Raw genomic sequence first — 18,940 nt, 5'->3', positions numbered from 1 at the left:
ATTAGATAGTTTCTTTGTATTTGCCTGGCGTAATGCCTTCGTATTTTTTGAACACGCGAATGAAGGTCGCCGGATCGTTATATCCGACCTGTCCGGAAATCTCGCTGACCGACTCCGCTTTGGTCTGCATCAGGCGTTTGGCTTGCTCAATCCGGTACTTGTGAATGCTGTCCAGTATGCCTTCGCCGGTCTGGGTCTTGTACAGCTTGGACAGGTAACTTCCCTTTAGCTCGAAATGCTCGCCGATGGCGTTCACGTTCAAGTTCAGGTCCATATAATTCGCTTGGATATACTGGAGGACTTCCTCCGTCAGGTTACGCAGGGAATCCTCCCGCTCCCGGGATACATGGGAGGATCGTTTGGCCGATGCGTAAGCGCACACTTCCTGAAGGAGGGCCTGCAGCTTATCCTGCATTTCCCGAACCGTGCCGCATGCCATGATATCGTCGATCCAGCGGGGATTGTCGGCAAGCGTAATGCCGCCGCTTCCTTCGCCGAGCTCGTTGATCGCCTTGATCATCGTCCCGACAAGGTTGAACATCAGGCATCTCGCCAGCGTGAGCGTGAGCGGCATGACGGGCTTGTCCAGATTTTTCTCGATGATCTCGTTCATGTACGATGCGGCCTGATCCTGATCTCCGGCCTTGATCACGTTAATCAGCTGCTGTTCCGCCTGAAGCGGATAATAATAGCCGTAACCGATGCCGGCGGATCCGTCGGCACGGACATCCTCGTACGCAATGATGCCTTTTTTGCCAAGGACCATCTTGTATTCCATCGCGTCAACCGCTTCCCGGTACGCCTCGGAGATGCCAATCCAGGAAGCATGGCGTCCGCTCAGCGATATTGTCAGCTCCATGTCGTACCGCTCCAGGAACCGCTGAGCTTCGGCGGCGATGTCATGGAGATCCCGCTCCCAATCGGGAGAATCCGCTTTCAAATTAACGAGGCAAGCGGTCATGTCATCCGTTTCGACCACGTATCCGGCATGTCCCTTCCGTTCCGCCAGTTCTTCCACCACATTGGAAATGATCAATTGGATCAGCTTATCCCGTTCATTCATGTCGATGCCCGGCAGGAACTCGTACAGTTTCTCTTCGTTTTCGATCACGAACAGGATGACGGCGAATTCCGTGGAAATCTGCTTCATCTGAAAGGATCGGAATGCCTCCTCATAGGGAACGAGGGTGTCCGGCTTGCCTTTCAGAAGCCGGTTGATCATATTGGAACGCAGCGCTTGCTGGTGCTTTCTAAGCTGCAGGGCAATCTCGTCATTTTCGGTCCGGGTACGGGCAACCACCTTCTGGATGAACCTGAATTCGTTCGCATCGGCATAGGTTCGGTCCGTGTTCTTATCCATGAGCGACTCGATCAGCTGCTGTACCGGCGAATAGTTACGGCGCATAAAAAACCAGGTCAGAACCCCGGCTCCCGCCAGGCTGACGAGTATGCTGACATACGTAAATTTGCGCACGTATTCCGCCTTCTCCCAATAAATCCCGCTCGGAATGATCAGTGCGTATTTGAGGTCCGAAACGGATGAGTCGATCGAGAACAGCTCCGATGTTTCGGCCTTATCGGGATCGATCTGAATGCGCTTACCATTCATGAAGGGCGCCAGCTCCTTCGATTCCGGATGGTTGGACATGAGGATCTCATTGTTATGGTTAAGGATGAGCAGCGTCGCTCCGCTGAAGCCCGATATGCCTTCCACCGCTTCCTGAAACCGGCGGGTATCGGACATGACCACCACGCTGCCCGTGCTCCGCCCGTTCATGTCCTTCGGCAGCTGCGTAATATAGGCGATCGCCGTTTTGGCATCGGCCGCATTGGCATGGGGCAGCACGACGAAGGAATTGCTCACCCCGTTAAGCACGGTGTTTTTCCAGTCATCGAACGAGAGCGCACCGGTTTGGTGAATCGTATGGAATGCGGTGTTCAAGTCGCGGATATTCCCGGACCGGTACACGGCGCCATCCCGGCTGGAGACGACATAAAACTCGTCGATCGACGCATAAGACGTCTTGTAGAGGCGAAATTCGTTCACAAGCTGGTATGCCGTGTACGGCACTTCCTGGGCCGGCATGCTGGAATACATCAGATGCTGCAAGTTCGCGCTCCAGGTCATTTCCATATTCAGACGCTTCATCAGGTCGATTTGATTGTCAATCGTGTACCTCATCTGCTTCAGGAGCGAGTCGTTGGCCCGATGGATCTCGCTCTTCAGCGCATGGCTGGCCTGGGCATAGATCACCAGACTGATCACGATGGGAATGAACAGCACAGCACTGTAAGATACGAGCCACGTGACGATGATGCTCTCCCGCTTCCGCCATAGATTTTGAATGTTCAGCAAAGACCATCACCCGTATTTCAATAGTTTTGTCTCGATTGATTAGACACTCATTATATCGAATATCGCCCGGGACGCGTATAGGCAAAAAGTTCAAACCGATTGACAAAAGCGCAAATCGCCGCGGTTTACGCCGCATCAACGCGAATAAGCCCGGGAGACCTTGCGGTCTTCCCAGGCTCTGCGAATGAATAGGACAAAATATCATAAACGCCCTTTTTCGCCGATGGTAGATTCAATTAAAAGATTCGGTGCTTCCAGCCGTTCAGCTTAGAGAACGCCTCGACGAAGAAGTAATCGCCGTAAATGAGAGACACGTCCACATTTTGCGAGACCGGCTTATGGCCGGTTCCGTGCAAAAGGATAGCCTCATGCTCAGGATTCGTCCAGGTGCTGTAGTCCGTGTACAGCGAATGCAGCATCCGTTTTGCGGCGTCCAGGTACCCTCTGCCCCGGATACCGCCGAGCGCGTCCGCAAGCTCCAGCAGTCCGGAAGCAGCGATGGCGCCAGCCGAACTGTCGCGCAAGATGCCGCCTTCTTCCGGGACTGCTTCCGCACGAAAGTCCCAATACGGCACGTAGTCCTCCGGCAAGTGCGCAATGAAAAAGTGAGCCACGCGCTGTGCAGCCGCAAGATAATCCGGCCGGCCCGTATAACGGTACGCATTCGTTAAACCGTACAGAGCCCAAGCCGCTCCCCGGCTCCAGGCCGAATCCGGCGCAAAGCCCTGACCGCCGATCGCTTCAAGGGCTTCCCCGGTTTCAGGATCGAACCGGATGATATGATGCACGGATCCGTCCGGACGGACAAAGTGACGGACAACCGTGTCCGCATGCTGCTGCGCAATCTGCGCAAACCGCGGATCGCCGCTCTCCTCCGACGCCCAGAACAACAGCGTCAGATTCATCATCGTATCGATGATGGACCAGCCGTGCATGTCGCCGTTCCAGGCGCGGATGAACTTGCCGGCTGTATTGAAGCGTCCGGCCATGAACCCGGCGGCGAGCAGCGCGCGCCTTGCGGCATCCGCGTCTCCGGTCAGCTTATGCTTCATGACTGCGGTCGGCAGAAATTGAAAGCCGACGTCATGATCATAAGAATTTGGAGCGAGCCACAGCTCCGACAGCCGTTCATCCCAGCTCCAGGCTGCCTCCCGGTACCGGTCTTCACCGGTCATGTCGTACACCAGCCATAAAATGCCCGGCCAAAAGCCCGAAGTCCACCAATCGAGCCGCATATCGTCATATTTGCCGTCCTGGCCGGCGACATGCGGCGATTTGTCGCCAATCAATTCCAGCATCCGTCCCGCCTTACGGACGATCTGCTGCCACATCTCCTGCTTTTTCGTCTCGAATTCCTTCATCCGAAGACCTCCTTTTTATGACCCATACCAAGCATCGCAGCTTTACGAATCAACCTTTCAGCGACCCGACCATGACCCCTTTCACGAAAAACCGCTGCAGGAAAGGGTAGACGCATAGAATCGGCAGCGTCGCCACCATAATTGTTGCGTATTTGATCGTCTCCCCGATTTGGAAACGGTCCCCCGCTGAAGCTCCCGCCGACATGCTCTCAGTCGAGTTGGAGATCAGAATTTCGCGCAGTATCAGCTGCAGGGGGAACAGGTCTCTGTCTTTGATAAACACCGACGCGTAGAACCATCCGTTCCACTTGTCCACCGCATAGTAAAGGATCATCACGGCGATGACCGGCATCGACAGCGGGATAATGATCCGGAACAAAATGGTGAAATGATTCGCGCCGTCGATTTTGGCTGATTCCTCCAGGGCGTCCGGAATGCCCATAAACGCCGTCCGCATAATGATCAGATTAAACGTGCTGACGCTGAACGGAATGATGGTGGACCACAGCGTGTCGAGAAGTCCGACCCCTTTGACCACGAGATACAATGGGATCAGTCCGCCACTGAAGAACATGGTGAAGATGATGACGAACATGAGCACCTTGTTCCACATCACGTTTTTACGGGACAGGACATAAGCTCCCATGGAGGTGAGCAGGAGGTTGACCGCCACCCCGAAGACAAGAATAAACAGCGTGTTGCGAAAACCGATGCCGATACCGGGGTTATCCAGCACGCTCTTGTAAGCGTCTAGACTGAAGCCGACTGGCTTCCACAAAAATCCTTTATGCCCGAGCAGCTGGGCCGAATCGCTGAAGGAAGCGAATAGGACGTACAGCAGCGGGTACAAGGTCACGATGACCAGCATAATCATCAGGCTGTAGTTTATGACATTAAATATACGGTCACCCCAACCGTTCTCTCTTTTCAAGCTTACCACCTCACCATAGGCTGTTTTGGCTCACCCTCCGGCTGATGGCGTTGGCCGTGATCAGGAGGACGAGATTGATGACCGAGTTGAACAAACCGACAGCGGAGCTGTAGCTCCAGCCGAACTCCAGCAGACCTTTCCGGTACACGAAGGACGAGATGACGTCAGCCGTTTCGTATGTAACCGGATTGTATAAGAGGATGATTTTTTCAAACCCGACGTTGAGCAGATTCCCCATCCGGAGAATGAACATGATCATGATGGTCGGGAGCAGGCCGGGCAGTGTAACGTACAGCATTTGCTTGATCCGGCTGGCTCCGTCGATCCGGGCGGCTTCGTATTGCTCCAGATCGATGCTCATCAAAGCCGCGATGTAGATAATGGATTCCCATCCGATCCGCTGCCAGATTTCGGACAGCACGTAGATGGGACGGAACAGCTCGGGCTTTTGCAGCATCGCCTGGCCGTCATAGCCCAGGAACATGAACAGGCGGTTAATGAGCCCGTCCGCGTTCGTAAAATCGGTAATAATGCCGCAAATGACCACGAGCGAAATAAAATAAGGCATGTATGTGACCGTCTGCACGACCCGTTTGAACTTCTTCTTGCGGACCTCGTTGATCAGAAGTGCCAGCAAGATAGGCGCCGGAAACTCAAATACCAGCGTATACAGGCTGATCAAGACCGTATTTTTCAATACTCTCAGAAAATAATAGCTGCCGAAAAAATCTTGAAAATGCTTCAGTCCGACCCAGTTGCTGCCCAGAATCCCCTTCATGGGCGAATAATCCTTGAACGCGATCAACGCCCCGTACATGGGCGCATAATGAAAGATCAAATAATAGGCGATCACCGGCAGCATCATGATGTACAAATATTTGTTGAGCACAAAATCACGAACCAGCCGACTTCGAAACGATTGCCGATTTGCCATGCCTGAATGTTCACCTCAATTTCATGAGGGGAGGGAAGGCCCTCCCCTTTGTTTGTGCTTACCGGCTGTTGTACCGCTGCAGCGCCGCCGTTTGGATTTCGATCGCCCGGTCTAGGCCTAGCGATTTCATTTTGGCGACATAGCTGTCGTATTGATCGACCGACTCGGAGCCGAGAATGATCTTGATCGTCATTTCATCCACCAGTGTATTGATATCGTTCATGATGGTAGCATACTCGGAACTCTCTTCCGGCGTCGGCGTGATGGACGGCAAGTTGTACTTCGCCGCATCGGTGTTTTTCCAAATATCCACCGCATCCCGCTGGGTCTGAAGCGCAAAGAACTGCTCCGCATAGCGCTTGTCCTGTACGAACGGTCCGTTATAGCTGCTGCGCGCATACATGGAAATCGCCTGGGCGGGAGCTAGCTTGTCCGGATTTTTCATCAAGAGATCGGTGAATTTCGGATAGCCGTTCTCCATGTTGTAGCTGACGCCTTCTTCACCGAAATTGAAGAACATATGCCCTTCTTCGCTGTAGCCGTAATCCAGCATACGCACTGCGAGAGCAGGATCCTTGGCGGATGTCGTGACCGCTACGGTTCCTTCGGAGGCGTAGGCCTGGTTCAGTTGTCCAAATTTGGGCTTGTCTCCTTTGTTCAGCACCGGATAAGGTGTCGCGACGAGAACGGCTTTCGGATCGTTTGCCGCAACGAGCGGCTGCCATTTTCCGATGCCGCCCCCGGCGTTTCCTACCGACGCTCCGGTAGCTCCGGAAGCGAAGTTGCCGTCGACCGCCTTCGTGTCGGCCGTCGCAATGTTTTTGTCGATCAGGCCTTCCTTATACCAGTCATGAAACTGCTTCATATACTCTTTAAATCCAGGCTCGGCGGGGCCGAATTTAACCTTCCCGTCTTCCTGGTAGAATCCCCGGTTCACGCCGAATGCGCCGATAAACGCGCCGTTGCCGGACTCGTTGAAGAAGCGCGGTTTGCTCACTACCGAGAACGGTGCTGCTGCGCCTTTCTTCTCTTTGAAGGCTCTCAGCGTTGTCGTCCATTCATCGATCGTCTCCGGCACCGGCAGTCCGAGCTCATCTAGCCAGTCCTTCCGGATGATCGGACCCTGGAATACGCGTAAATACTCATCGCCCCGGATGAACGGGAACGCGTAATAGCTGCCGTTGTCCGTCTTGACCATCTTGTCGATGTCGGGATTCTCCTGCAAGTACTTCTTCAGGTTCGGAGCATACTTGTCGATCAGATCGTTCAGCTTCAAAATGTAGCCGTCACTGATGGCCTTCTCCGGCCCGCCAGGGAAATCGCCGATAAAGTTATATTCGATCATATCCGGCAAATCTCCGGAAGCCAGCATCACGTTGAAGGTTTCCTTGACCTGACCGGTCGGCGGCGCGTTGAAATTCAGCTTCACCCCGGTTTTTTCCTGCCACTTTTGGAAGAATGGAATTTCGTTATGCGAAGCCTTGACCCCGACCAGGTTGCCGTTGATCTCTCCCCAATAGGACAGCTTCTCATCCGTTTTGAGCGGGTATGCAGTCGATTCGGCCGCCCCGTCCGAACTTGCCCCCTTGGCCGCACCTTCGTCACTCTTGCCGCCGGATGAACAGCCCGCCAGCAGAGAAGCCAGCATTGCGAAGATCAGACCCGCAGCTGCAATTTTTTTCATGCTTCTACAACCTCCACTTGGATATGTGTGATTCTTACCATTTCAGATTATCGAAACGCCATCCCGGCGGATATGTGCAGAAACGCTAAAGCGATCGTCTTTTTTGGCATGCCCGATGACGATTTCTCCAATCGAATGAACAAAATCGGAAATTCCCCGGTACGGGCAATAAGCAGGCCTAGGGTCTGAGTGAAGACGAATAATATAGGCAGCGCTGAGGCGCGATTATTTTTGAGAATCCTCTTCCATCTGGAGTTACTCCATCCTTTATAATTAGGGCGAACCAGTACTGATGCAGGTAAGGGTTATATGCAGATAAGATCAAACAAAAGGAAATCTTGCGTTCAACAGCCACGCCAAATGAGGAGGGCGGTCAGATGAATAGCCCGCTGCTTAAGCTGAAATTTACGATTGGAGAAGTCTCAAAGATCTTGGATGTTCCCATGGATACCCTGCGCTACTATGACAAAATCGGACTGCTGCCTTCCAATGCCCGGGATGGGAACGGCTACCGCTACTATGATCTGGAGCAGTTCGATTCACTGATCACTATCCGAATGCTGCGAGCGATGGATGTTCCGATCGAGCGGATTCAGGGGCTTTTGACCAGTGACAGTCTGGAGGATGTCCGCAGGCTGATTGCCGATAAAAAAGAGGATATCAGCCGTCAGCTTACGTTTTTGACGCAGTTGTCCCGCAAACTGGATACGCTGGATGAGCAGTTCCGCAGATTCGAGGATACAGACATGATCGAGCTGGTCAAAAGGAATCCCTATTGGGTACTGCTCACGGATTCGGTGATGGAAAGCGGAGACAAAAAGCTGGGAAGCCGTGTTCAGCAGCAGGTGCGCAGTATTAGCGCCCATCAGGAGTGGCTGGCGTTCTGCCATATTATCTCGGTGGTCTCCAAGGAGAACCTGGAGTCCGGACAATTCCACAGTTACCTGCATAACGGCATTCTCTCGACCTTCCCGATGGAGGAACATACGGGCGGCTTCCATAGGCTTGCTCCCTGCTACTGTGCAAGAAAATGCGTCGTGATCAGAAAGGACGGTTATGCCGAGCTGGATGGGCATTACGAACAGATGAAGGCTTTTATCCGCCGCAGGGGAATGCGCATTGACGGCCATTCACTCGAAATCAATCTGTATAACCAATACGACAAGCATTACATCGAGATGTATATTCCGGTTGCGGAAGACAGGGGCATGGAGGGCGGAGATTACATATGAAGAAGCTGAAAATCGATGGGCAGCGGATTGTAAATGAAGATGGGCAGCAGGTGATTTTAAGCGGGGTGAACCTGGTCTGCAAGGAGAAGGAAAAGGGCTATGTTACTCCCTGCGGCCCTGAGCTTTTCGCCTGGTTTCGGGAACAGGGCTTTAATGTGATCCGTCTTGGCCTCATCTGGGATGGCGTGGAGCCGGAGCCGAGCGTATATGATGATGTTTACCTGGGCCGGATCAAGCAGCAGATCCACTGGGCAGAGCAGCACGATATCTATGTTTTTCTGGATATGCATCAGGACCTGTACAGCTCACTGTATGGAGATGGAGCGCCCGGGTGGGCGACGCTGCATGATAATCTTCCCCACGCGGCAGGCAGTCTGTGGAGCGATGCTTATCTGGAAAGCCCGGCGGTGAACCGGTCGCTGGATCAATTTTGGGCCAATGCGCCGGCTGGGGACGGAATCGGCCTGCAGGACCATTATGCGGCGATGTGGAGACATGCGGCGGCTTTTTTTGCGGATTGTCCCAATATCATCGGCTATGACATCATGAACGAGCCTTATCCGGGTACCCAGGGACAAGAGGTGTTCGGCAGGATGATTGCCGCTTATGCCCGCGAGGTGATGGGCCAGGAGGATGCGGACATGTCGGATTTGGCAGAACTCTGGTTCGATGAGGAGAAGAAGCAGGACGTACTGGCAGGCATGGCTGATATGGGGATATACCGGATGCTCGTGGATTGTGCGAAGGAAGCTTCGCAGCGGTTTGAGGAGAATGTGCTGGCTCCCTTTTTCGGCAAGACGGGGGCGGCGATCCGTATGGCTGCTGCGGACGGTTTCTTGATGCTGGAGAGCAGTTATTTTTCCAATATGGGTGTCGAGTCGGGTCTTGCACTTGCGGATGCTGGCGGATCTGTCTTCCCGGGCCAGATATTTGCGCCTCACGGTTACGATCTGGTGGTCGATACGGAGCATTATGAGATTTATAACCAGGAGCGGGTGGAGCTGATTTTTGCCACGCATCGCAAGGTGCAGGAGCGCTTAGATGTTCCTGTGTTGATAGGGGAGTGGGGCGCTTTTACCCATCATGGCGCGACCTATGAGCTGGCGCAAAAACTGATTTTTATTTTTGAGAAGTACTTATGGAGCAATACGTATTGGTGCTGGTGTGACGGTTTCCGGGAGGCCCCTTACCGGCAGGCGCTGCAGCGGGCTTACCCGCAAGCCACGGGCGGTGTGCTGAATGGCTATCATTACGACTATGATACGGGCATATTAACCATGGACTTCATATCAACCGGTGGTGAGACGGTAATCTATCATCCTCGCGCGGCGTATCTTGAAAAAGGGCATTTCACCATTGACGGTGCGAGTGACTGCAAGATTGAAATCAGGCCATTGCCGGAGTCCGGAAGCGGCTGCGTGGCTGTCTGCATTCCGGAGACTGGAGGGGAGGTTTCCATTCGGATAGCCATACCGAGTTACCAATAGCCCTCGAAGAAATACGGAAACCAACGGATGAAAAATGAGGGGGAGGTTATCCCTTTCACTTGAGTTTTATGAAGGACCCTTCGAAGCCGAAGCTTCTTTTTTGAAGTTTTTGGCTTTTTTCCTATTGCATTATACAGTCTGACTATATATAGTGTAACTATACAGTTACGCGATATAAAGCGGCACTGAACAGAAGGAGGAATTTTCATTGACCAGAGACAAGAATCTGCCGCTGACCGAAACGGTTTATTATATACTGCTCGCTTTACTCGAACCTGCGCATGGATACTTGATTATGCAAAAAGTGGAGGAACTCAGCTCGGGTCAGGTGCACATGGCTGCCGGAACGCTTTACGGGGCGGTGGAAAATCTGCTCAAGCAAAAACTCATCCAGCCGGTCCACAGTGAGGACAGCCGCCGCAAGGTATACGTGATCACGGACAGGGGACTCGGGATGCTGCGACAGGATTATGAGCGCATGCGCCATATGATTGAAATGACGAATACGATATTGGGGTAGGAAGAGGAGGAAGGGGCATGAAGAAGTTTAAGTTTTTCACGAATTTTGACCATGAGGAACAGTGGCTGAATGAAATGGCCAGACAGGGATATGTGTTGACCGGAAAATCGCTGTCCTACGAGTTTGCGCAGGTTCAGCCGGAAAATGCGAACTTCCGAATGGATTATCGGACCTTTAAAAGCAGGCAGGATTTTGAAGATTACAAAGCGTTGTTCGAGGATAGCGGCTGGACCCATATCGCCGGAACCAGAAGTTCAGGCTCGCAGTACTTCAAGCAGACCGGTGCGGAAGGGAGCGAGGATATTTTCTCTGATGTGGATTCGAAGGCTGCGCGGTACAAACGGATCTCCGACATGTGGTTATCGCTTGCCTGCTGCTTTATTCCGCTGTTTGCCGTGCTGATCTCGACTGATGCCATTGACGTGACTGCCTTTCTTAAACCCCAATTGCTGTATTATACGCCGGGGCTGTGGGACATGAGCGGGGGACAATTTTGGAGAGCTTTTCTTTTTGAAACGCCATTTGCGTTCTTCCGGGGCTTTACCTGGATGATGATTCCGGTCATGATTCTGGTATATAGCCTGTTTGCATATAAAGCCAAAAAGCAGTATGAAAAAACGCAGCAAGGCCGGTAATTTCCGGCCTTTTTTTTGTTCAAATTTGTGATATGATCGGATTGGAATTTTATAGAATTTATAGGGGGACATTATGAAGAGAATCCTGACTATTCTTTGTACGCTAACCATCATTTTACTTTGGACGGAAAAGGCACCCGCAGTACACGCAGCGGCCAAATATGACGGCAAGTGGAGATATTATCAGGATGTTGGCCAGTACGGATTGGACGAAATTACGCTTCTCATGGAAAACAGGGGGAAGCAAGTCTATCTGGAATGCCAATGGGAGTATTTTTTACCTCTCTATGATTTGAGAGAGAACTTCCAAAACAGGAATGGAAAAGTGCGAAGCAGCATTGTATACGGAAACGTGCAATTTAATAGTAAGGGACAGGCAGTTCTAAAGTTCAAGGATCCCTACAATAACGGCCAGTTGACGGTTCAGATGCAAAAAAACGGCGTGAACATAACCTGGAAGGGCCAAGGTTCTTCCGAATACTCATTCCCGAATGGGACGTATAATCTTAACAAAAAAATCAATACATCCGCTGCAGAGTCCAAGTCCATCGGCATCCTGTTAAGCAATTTAACAGAACTGCACTGGAAGCAATTTAATGTCAGTAAGGCAAGCAGCTTGGATCTGATTGATTTTGGAGTGTTACATAACTTCATCAATAATTTTGAAACCACGATTACAGGTACGAGTGACGGAAGGCTGTTCATTCCGAAAGCCGCGGTAGAACAATCTTTGCTCAAGTATTTCAACATTAATTTTCGCAGTCATCAGTCTGTAACAGGCTATGAATATAATGGAAAAGGATACCTGTTTGATGGGTACAACGTGTATCCGATCGATTATGTGAAAGTGAAAGGCATTTATGATCTGGGGTCGGGCAAAGTAGAAGTTAACGGGGAACTTTACGACCCGAATGACCCATCTTCCGGCACATATGGCCGAGTCGAGGCAGTCATACAAAAGGCAGGATCACGGTATGTGATTAAAACATTGATGGTGAAGAACTAGGTAACATGCGTACTCGACAGAAAAAGAATGCCCTCCATCGGAGGGCATTTCTTTGGTTAGCAGACCCTCGCGTTATATGTTTAATAAACCAGGGAGACTTTAAACATGATGCCAATAATCGGATATCAAAACTTGAAACTTTTTGGCGCACTGCTCAGTCTAACGGGCAAAAGCAGCATTCAATGATTCATTCGGATGGGATGCGGCCGCATGTTGAATGCTTTTCAACCGCCAAGGGGGTGAAGGAACTGAAAGGAAACGCCAAACTAACCGAACAACAATTCAGCGAGCGGATCGAGTCATGTAAAGAGAAGCTTTACCGCTTTGCATATTGCTACGTGAAAAACGAGCAGGAGGCTTTGGAAATCGTATCGGAAGCAACGTATAAGGCCTTTCTGTCCTATAAAAACATGCATAATCCGGAGTATTTCGAAACATGGATCAGCCGGATCCTGATCAACTGCGCATTGGATCATATGCGGAAAAACAAAAGATACACCTACATGGAAGACAGCTCGGTCGAGTTTTCCGCCAAGGAAGGTCCGTTGTCTCTGGAAGACAAGTGGGATCTGTACGAGGCGCTGGATCAGCTTCAACCGGAGGACAGGGCATTTATCATTCTGAAATATTTTGAGGATAAACGATTCAAGGATATGGCCGAAGTATTATCTCTCCCGGAAAATACCGTCAAAACCAAGGTGTACCGGATTCTCGCCAAACTCAAAAAACACTTGATCAAAGAAGAGGTGGATATCACATGACAGGAAAAGAACGCTACGACAATATCGAGATCCCTTCCCGCCTCTCCGGAGTCATTCAGGAATCCGTGCAGCGGGGACGAATCCACAAACGGAAAATGAGGCTGCTGCGCGGCTCATCCATCCTTGTGGCCGCCTGCGCAGCCCTGATGATTACCGTGAACGTGCCAAGCGTTGCCATGGCTTTATCCGATGTGCCGGTCTTGGGTTCGATCGTTAAGGTACTGCAGGTTGGCGGGGGCGGAGAGCGGACGGACGGCGTTTCCGTAACAACGACGGTTCAGGAGAACACGCTTAATATTCATTTTATGATCGATGGCGAACAAACCGAGAGCGCCCCGGCCTACGCGGTGGATCATAGGGAAGCGCCGAATCGTCTGATCTTTACCTTTAATGGTGTCCGTAATCTGGATTTGGAGAAGCTGAAGCAGGATATCGGCGCCCTCTCGAATGTGAAGGATATATACAGCAATGTCATTCTCGATGATTCCGCGGTTCGCTTTGTGGTTGAGCTGAAGGATAATATCGACTACTCCGTGTCCGAATATCAGAAGCCGGGATATATCCAGCTGAAGCTGTTTGGCACAGCGAAAAGGGAGAAAGCCCGTGAGGTTTTCTATGTGCGGAGCCAGGGAATGGAGCTTGGCGAAACGCTGGGAATCCTTGACGAACAGTATGCAGAGGACGGCAGCAGCGTCATTAAGACGAAGGATGGCAAGTATGTTCTGGCGCTGGGCGGGTTCGCGTCCCGAGCAGAGGCTGAAGAGCTTCTCCAGAAGTTGTCCGCCCGGGAGGATTACGGCGAACCGCTTCAAGTTGACAGCTGGATGAGTAATGAAAATCCGGAGTAGGGCGTATTGAAACCGATGAATTCATGAAAAAAGGGTTCCCAAAGCCGTGAAAACGGCTCGCGGGGACCCTTCTTTATGCATGCGATTAATCCTGTTTGGCTCCCATCGCCTCTGCCTTTTCGAGCAGGCGATTTCTCTTTTCCGCCGACAACATCTTCACGGTGTTCACTTCGTTGATCCGCACAGGGGTAATGCCGCTGAACTGCAGGATGCCCCGCTTCATAATCGTATGTCCGGCACGTCTGAGCACAAAACGGTAATACCACGAAGGGGAATCCATCGTGACGAACAGCCGGGCTGTCTTTCCCTTGAGAAGTTTCTTGGAAATCAGGCTGTCCGGCGCCGAAGTAAAAGCAAATCCCGGCAGAAATACCCGATCGATGAAGCCCTTCAGAATGGCAGGCATGGTGCCCCACCAGGTGGGGTATACCCAGACCAGATGATCTGCCCAAAGTAGGGTTTCCCGCGCGGAGACCAGGTCCGGTTCAAGCTCGGTTCGCTTGCGGTAGCCGTATTGCAATATGGGGCTGAATTCCATTGCTGCGAGATCGAGGATGCGAACGCTCGCACCCGTGCGTTCAGCTCCCCGGATATAGGCCTGCGCGAGCGCATGGCAATAACTCTGTGAATCGGAATGACCGATAATGACTGCGATTTTTTTCATGGGAATGTCCTCCTCGGAACCGGCATCATTGAGCAGAGTCTTCATGCTGCTGCACGGGTAGATGCCATGTTAAAATAAAGCCAACATCATCATAAACGGGAACGCATCACCTGCGACATGAGAAAACGCGCCAAGATCATGTTCATATGCGCTAAGTGGAGGGGAAATGGGCTTGAAAAAAGAGGATGTGTCAGTATCCATGCTGTGGCCTATACGAAAATCGATCGTGACGAGGGGATATGACTGGGAGGAGTTTTGCACGAAAGCGGGAATCGAAGGAGGGCTGCTCAGCCAAACCGAGGCGCGGATCGAAGCGGGCCGTTTCGAGCAGATCGTTCAGGCGGCGGCCGATTTTACGGAGGACCACGCCTTCGGGCTTCATCAGGGACAGGCCATGAATCTCGCCGATCTCGGGGTGCTGGGATATGTCATGCTGCATTCGGAGACGATTGGCGAGGCACTTGCAGCCTATCAGAAATACAATTACGTTGTCTGCAGCCAGTACAATGCGAAGCTCGAATACGCAGACGGACATGCCCTCATCCATCTGGTTTTGAACCATTCTGCTCAAGGCGGCTTCAGTCGGCACTGCATAGAGGATATGGCGGTTTCATTGGTTCAGATCATGCTGCAGCTCAGCGGCAAGCCGATCAAGATTATGGGAGTGAATTTTTCTCATGAGCGACAGGCAGCGGAGGAGGAATATATGGCGGCTTTGGGAGTGTCGCCGCAGTTCAAACAGGAGGGAAATGGGCTTGCGTTTAACGTAGAGGTGCTGGATTATCCCGTGTTGGGAGCCGATACGCGGTTGCTCGGTGTTTTCAAAACGATTGCGGAGGAAGTGCGGTTAAAGCTGACACAGGGGGCGGTGCTGTCGTCCCGTCTGCGGGAATGGATTCTATCGTGTATGCCATCCTATTTCCCTACGCTGCAGGACGCGGCCCGGGAGATGAAGCTGAGCGCCAGAACGCTGCAGGCCCGGTTGAAGGATGAGCAGACGACCTATAATCGGCTGGCCAACGAGGTTCGGCGGGAACTGGCCATCCGTCATCTTGCGCAGCCGGAGCACACCGTCGCCGAAATCGCCTATCTGCTGCATTTTTCCGAGCCTAGCTCGTTTCATGCCGCCTTCAAAAAGTGGACGGGTACCGCACCGGGGGAGTATCGGCAGCAGTTATTTGCTTAGCCGTATACAATTTAGGACAAAAGCGGTAGTTATATTAAGCATGCGGCGACTATGCTGCGAGGCGCAATTTGTAAACGGAGATCTTTCCCATCTTGAAAAAAGGGGTATCCCAGACCCTATGGCCTGAGATACCCTTTTCTAGACAGCTGGATATATTAGTGGATATATAACGTATGAGTAGAAGATTTAGCCTAGATCGGCATGGTCCTGCAGTGTAATGAATGTATTTTGACCATGGTGAAGCTCGAACAAAACGATTTCATTGCTTCCTTGCTTCAAGAACGGGGCAGGGATATAAAGCGTGGTCTGGGGACCGATTTCCCAATATCGTCCCAGGTTATGGCCGTTCACGAAAGCCACGCCTTTGGTCCAGCCTGCAAAGTTCAGGAAGGTATCGGCGGTTTCGCCGACATGAAAGGTTCCTCTGTAGAAAGCAGGCGTATCTTTGCCGCTTACCTTCATTCCGCCAGCATCGGCAGCAGCTTCGGGTGTCCCGGGGCTTGCATTCCCGGCTTCTTCCGCAAAGTTCAATGGTTCCAAATCGCTCAGCGGAAGAGCATGAATCGTCCAGCCGTACAGAAACTGATTTCCCAGCCGTACGCCTTCCGTAATTCCCTTCGGATCTTTCATGAACGGCCCGTAATTGATGCGGCCCATATTTTCCACCAGAATCTGTAGCTTGGCTCCTTCCGGGGGAATAGCCAGTTTGATCGGCTGCTTATGCTGCACCCGGTCAATAATGCCCTGATATTCGCCGTTTACGAAGATCAGCGCCCGGTCGCGAACTTCCTGCAGTACGAGCTCGCTGGCTCCACGCGGACCGGTGACTTCCGTGGTGTAGAGAATGAAGCCGTAATCCTGATCCAACTGTTCCATCGTCAGAGGAACCGAACTCTCTACCGGAACGGATAAGCTGGATAGCGCATCGAATAATGTCACCCGCTCCGTTAGTGCCACCTGGCCATAATTCTTTTTCGCAATCGGTTCCGGCAGCACCAATTCTGGAAGATCCACGTACTTTGCGAGCGTCTCCCTGTACGCATAGAACTTATCCGTCAGGTCGCCGCATTCGCTGATGGCGGAATCGTAATCATAGCTGGTCGTTGTCGGGGCGTAACCGTCTTCTCCGCAGTTCGCGCCGTTATAGAAGCCGAAGTTGGTCCCACCATGGAACATGTAAAAGTTCACCGACGCGCCCGCCTCCAGCATCTGCCCGAAGACGCCGGCCGCTTCCGCGGCATCGCGGGTATGATGGGACTCACCCCAGTGATCGAACCAGCCGTTCCAGAACTCCATGCACATATCCGGCAGCTCCTGCTGGTATTCGCCTAGCTTGGCGAAGGCCTCCGTCACTCTGGAGCCGAAGTTGACCGTCTCGAGAACGCCCGGAACCATGCCGCCCTGCAGCATGAAGTCCCCGGGGCCGTCCGATGTGAAGAGCAGCACGTCGATGCCGCGTGACGTCATGGCTTCCTTCAGATGGTTCAGATACCGCTGGTCATTTCCGTAGCTGCCGTATTCATTTTCGATCTGCATGGCAATGATCGGTCCGCCGTTTGAACGCTGCAGCGAGGCGAGCTTGGGCAGCAGCACATCGTAATAAGAATCCACATGATCCAGAAACGGCTTGTAGTCGCAGCGCAGCCGCATGCCCGGGTCTTTAAGCAGCCAGGCCGGCAGTCCGCCGAATTCCCATTCCGCACAGATATAGGGACTCGGCCTCACAATTACATATAATCCGAGTTTACCTGCAGTTTCGATGAAGGAGGCGAGATCCGCCATTCCTTCGAATACAAATTCGCCTTTACGGGGCTCATGGATATTCCAGGCGACATAGGTCTCCACCGTATTAAAGCCGCATGCTTTAAGTTTTCGGAGCCGGTCTTCCCAGTACTCGGGCACAACCCGGAAATAATGGATCGCGCCCGAGATGATGCGGACGGGCGCTCCGTCGACAATGAACTCTTTGCCTCTGGTTTCGAGTCCTTTCAAGTAAGTCACCTCTATTCCTCGGCTGCCGCGGTTTCCGCAAGCATCAGCCGGTTTTTGTATTCGGACAAATCAATCGCTTTTCCGTGATGCAGTCTCGACTCCTCCGCAGCGAAGGCCATCAGGTGGCTGCCGACGGAGACGCTGGCGGAAGACAGGCTTTCGGTATTCCGCTCGCCGTAATGCCGGACTTCATCGATAAAGGAACGGACGATGCCGGCATCTCCGCCTCCATGTCCCGATTCGGACACTTCAATCGGCACCAATCGTTTTTCTTTGGTTACGAACGAATGGACGGTGATCGTATCATCCTCCATATTGCCGCGGATATCGCCCTTGGTTCCCATAATCTGCACGATTCGGGTGTTATCCTGCGTGAAACCGCACATGCTGAACGTTGCCGTCGCACCGCTTCTAAACTCCATGTTCACGACCTGATGATCGACGACGTTGTTGTCCGTCTGATAGACGCACCGTCCGTAAGGTCCGCTGCGGAGTGCCTCCAGAATCCCCTCGTCCGTGTGATGATCCGTAATCTTCCGTGCCCAGCCGCGCCCTTCGTTCATGTAATAGTTCACGGCGTGGTACTGGCAGTCCCGTTCCGCCGGGCAGCCTTCGATGCAGAAGGAAGGAGCGCCTTCCGGCTTGTTTCCTTGATGGAAATGCATCAGGGAGCCAAACGAGCTGATGCGCTCGCAGGGCTCATCCATGATATAAGCCAGAATATCCATGTCATGGCAGGATTTCTGGAGGATCATCGGGCTGGTCATATCGCTGTTCCGCCAGTTGCCACGGACGAAACTGTGAGCCATATGCATGTTGCCCACATTTTCATTGAGCTGAACGGATACGATGTCGCCGATGGCTCCCTGCTCGATCTCTCTTTTGATCGTTTGCCAAAATGGCGTATATCGCAGTACATGGCAAATGGTAAGCAGGCGGTTATGCTTCTTGGCTTCCTGTTCCATCAGTACGCATTCGGCAGGTACGGGCGACATGGGTTTTTCCAACAGAACATGATAACCGAGCTGCAGCGCTTTGAGTGTGGGTTCCAAGTGCATCGTGTCCATTGTGCAAATGATCGCAACATCCGCAAATTTTTCTAGGGCAAGGATGTCCCCGGCTGATTCAAATTGCTGATCTTCGGTCAGATGATGCTCCTTGGCAAAGGCTTCACGGCGCAGACGGTTGGGATCGGCTACGCCGACGATCTGAAGCTCCTCCGGATGGGCAAGCGCGTAGGGGGCATAAGCTCTCATGCCCCGGTCGCCTGCACCAATCACAATTGCAGTAATAGGTTTCATCGTAGTCTCCCTTTAATGTAGTCGTAGAAGTAAAGGCGATTC

Annotated in this window: 16 protein-coding genes; 8 read left to right on the top strand and 8 right to left on the bottom strand. The window is 52.3% G+C overall.

Annotated elements, in window-relative coordinates; all coding sequences use genetic code 11:
- Position 1 precedes the first annotated feature (1 nt).
- The 5 genes from GRF59_RS21000 to GRF59_RS20980 form a co-directional block, all read right to left on the bottom strand.
- Positions 2 to 2,356: a helix-turn-helix domain-containing protein gene (locus GRF59_RS21000; RefSeq protein WP_160499654.1), complete on the bottom strand. Its 2,355-nt coding sequence runs from the start codon at positions 2,354 to 2,356 to the stop codon at positions 2 to 4.
- Between the two features lie 236 nt (positions 2,357 to 2,592).
- A complete protein-coding gene (locus tag GRF59_RS20995) occupies positions 2,593 to 3,717 on the bottom strand; it encodes a glycoside hydrolase family 88 protein (RefSeq protein ID WP_160499653.1) in 1,125 nt (374 codons plus the stop codon).
- A 49-nt stretch (positions 3,718 to 3,766) separates the two neighbouring features.
- The gene (locus tag GRF59_RS20990) at positions 3,767 to 4,591 is read right to left on the bottom strand and encodes a carbohydrate ABC transporter permease (RefSeq protein ID WP_160499758.1); all 825 of its coding nucleotides are present in this window, start codon (positions 4,589 to 4,591) and stop codon (positions 3,767 to 3,769) included.
- A gap of 67 nt (positions 4,592 to 4,658) precedes the next feature.
- Positions 4,659 to 5,582, bottom strand: a complete 924-nt coding sequence (locus GRF59_RS20985; RefSeq protein ID WP_160499652.1) for an ABC transporter permease — start codon at positions 5,580 to 5,582, stop codon at positions 4,659 to 4,661.
- 58 nt (positions 5,583 to 5,640) lie between these two features.
- Positions 5,641 to 7,266 (bottom strand): extracellular solute-binding protein, encoded by a 1,626-nt coding sequence (locus tag GRF59_RS20980; RefSeq protein ID WP_160499651.1) that lies wholly within the window; start codon positions 7,264 to 7,266, stop codon positions 5,641 to 5,643.
- A gap of 377 nt (positions 7,267 to 7,643) precedes the next feature.
- On the opposite strand from GRF59_RS20980, the gene GRF59_RS20975 reads away from it, so the two are divergent.
- The 7 genes from GRF59_RS20975 (at position 7,644) to GRF59_RS20945 (ending at position 13,755) form a co-directional block, all read left to right on the top strand.
- A complete protein-coding gene (locus GRF59_RS20975; protein WP_237391945.1) occupies positions 7,644 to 8,498 on the top strand; it encodes a MerR family DNA-binding transcriptional regulator in 855 nt (284 codons plus the stop codon).
- Positions 8,495 to 9,985, top strand: a complete 1,491-nt coding sequence (locus GRF59_RS20970) for a cellulase family glycosylhydrolase (RefSeq protein ID WP_160499650.1) — start codon at positions 8,495 to 8,497, stop codon at positions 9,983 to 9,985. Before GRF59_RS20975 ends, GRF59_RS20970 begins: the two co-directional genes overlap by 4 nt.
- Before the next feature lie 208 nt (positions 9,986 to 10,193).
- Positions 10,194 to 10,505 (top strand): PadR family transcriptional regulator, encoded by a 312-nt coding sequence (locus GRF59_RS20965; protein ID WP_160499649.1) that lies wholly within the window; start codon positions 10,194 to 10,196, stop codon positions 10,503 to 10,505.
- A 17-nt stretch (positions 10,506 to 10,522) separates the two neighbouring features.
- Positions 10,523 to 11,140 (top strand): DUF2812 domain-containing protein, encoded by a 618-nt coding sequence (locus GRF59_RS20960; RefSeq protein ID WP_160499648.1) that lies wholly within the window; start codon positions 10,523 to 10,525, stop codon positions 11,138 to 11,140.
- 73 nt (positions 11,141 to 11,213) lie between these two features.
- Complete coding sequence (locus tag GRF59_RS20955; RefSeq protein WP_160499647.1) at positions 11,214 to 12,146, top strand: hypothetical protein; 933 nt, start codon at positions 11,214 to 11,216, stop codon at positions 12,144 to 12,146.
- Positions 12,147 to 12,385: 239 nt separating this feature from the next.
- On the top strand, positions 12,386 to 12,907 hold the full coding sequence (locus GRF59_RS20950; RefSeq protein ID WP_341480118.1) for a sigma-70 family RNA polymerase sigma factor: 522 nt from the start codon (positions 12,386 to 12,388) through the stop codon (positions 12,905 to 12,907).
- Positions 12,904 to 13,755: an SPOR domain-containing protein gene (locus GRF59_RS20945; protein ID WP_160499645.1), complete on the top strand. Its 852-nt coding sequence runs from the start codon at positions 12,904 to 12,906 to the stop codon at positions 13,753 to 13,755. Before GRF59_RS20950 ends, GRF59_RS20945 begins: the two co-directional genes overlap by 4 nt.
- Positions 13,756 to 13,840: 85 nt before the next feature.
- Here GRF59_RS20945 and GRF59_RS20940 read toward each other — a convergent pair whose 3' ends face one another.
- Complete coding sequence (locus tag GRF59_RS20940; protein WP_160499644.1) at positions 13,841 to 14,419, bottom strand: NAD(P)H-dependent oxidoreductase; 579 nt, start codon at positions 14,417 to 14,419, stop codon at positions 13,841 to 13,843.
- Positions 14,420 to 14,591: 172 nt separating this feature from the next.
- Between GRF59_RS20940 and GRF59_RS20935 the strand changes: the two genes are divergently transcribed.
- The gene (locus GRF59_RS20935; protein WP_160499643.1) at positions 14,592 to 15,605 is read left to right on the top strand and encodes an AraC family transcriptional regulator; all 1,014 of its coding nucleotides are present in this window, start codon (positions 14,592 to 14,594) and stop codon (positions 15,603 to 15,605) included.
- Positions 15,606 to 15,791: 186 nt separating this feature from the next.
- On the opposite strand, the gene GRF59_RS20930 is transcribed toward GRF59_RS20935, so the two are convergent.
- Positions 15,792 to 17,597 (bottom strand): glycoside hydrolase family 35 protein, encoded by a 1,806-nt coding sequence (locus GRF59_RS20930; protein ID WP_160499756.1) that lies wholly within the window; start codon positions 17,595 to 17,597, stop codon positions 15,792 to 15,794.
- A gap of 11 nt (positions 17,598 to 17,608) precedes the next feature.
- Positions 17,609 to 18,898, bottom strand: a complete 1,290-nt coding sequence (locus tag GRF59_RS20925; RefSeq protein WP_160499642.1) for a Gfo/Idh/MocA family protein — start codon at positions 18,896 to 18,898, stop codon at positions 17,609 to 17,611.
- Positions 18,899 to 18,940 lie beyond the last annotated feature (42 nt).

Source organism: Paenibacillus dendrobii (assembly GCF_009807035.1).
In the GTDB taxonomy this organism is placed as follows: Bacteria; Bacillota; Bacilli; order Paenibacillales; family Paenibacillaceae; genus Paenibacillus_AQ; species Paenibacillus_AQ dendrobii.
Note: the sequence above shows the minus strand (reverse complement) of the source record. Positions and strands in the feature narration are given on the sequence as shown.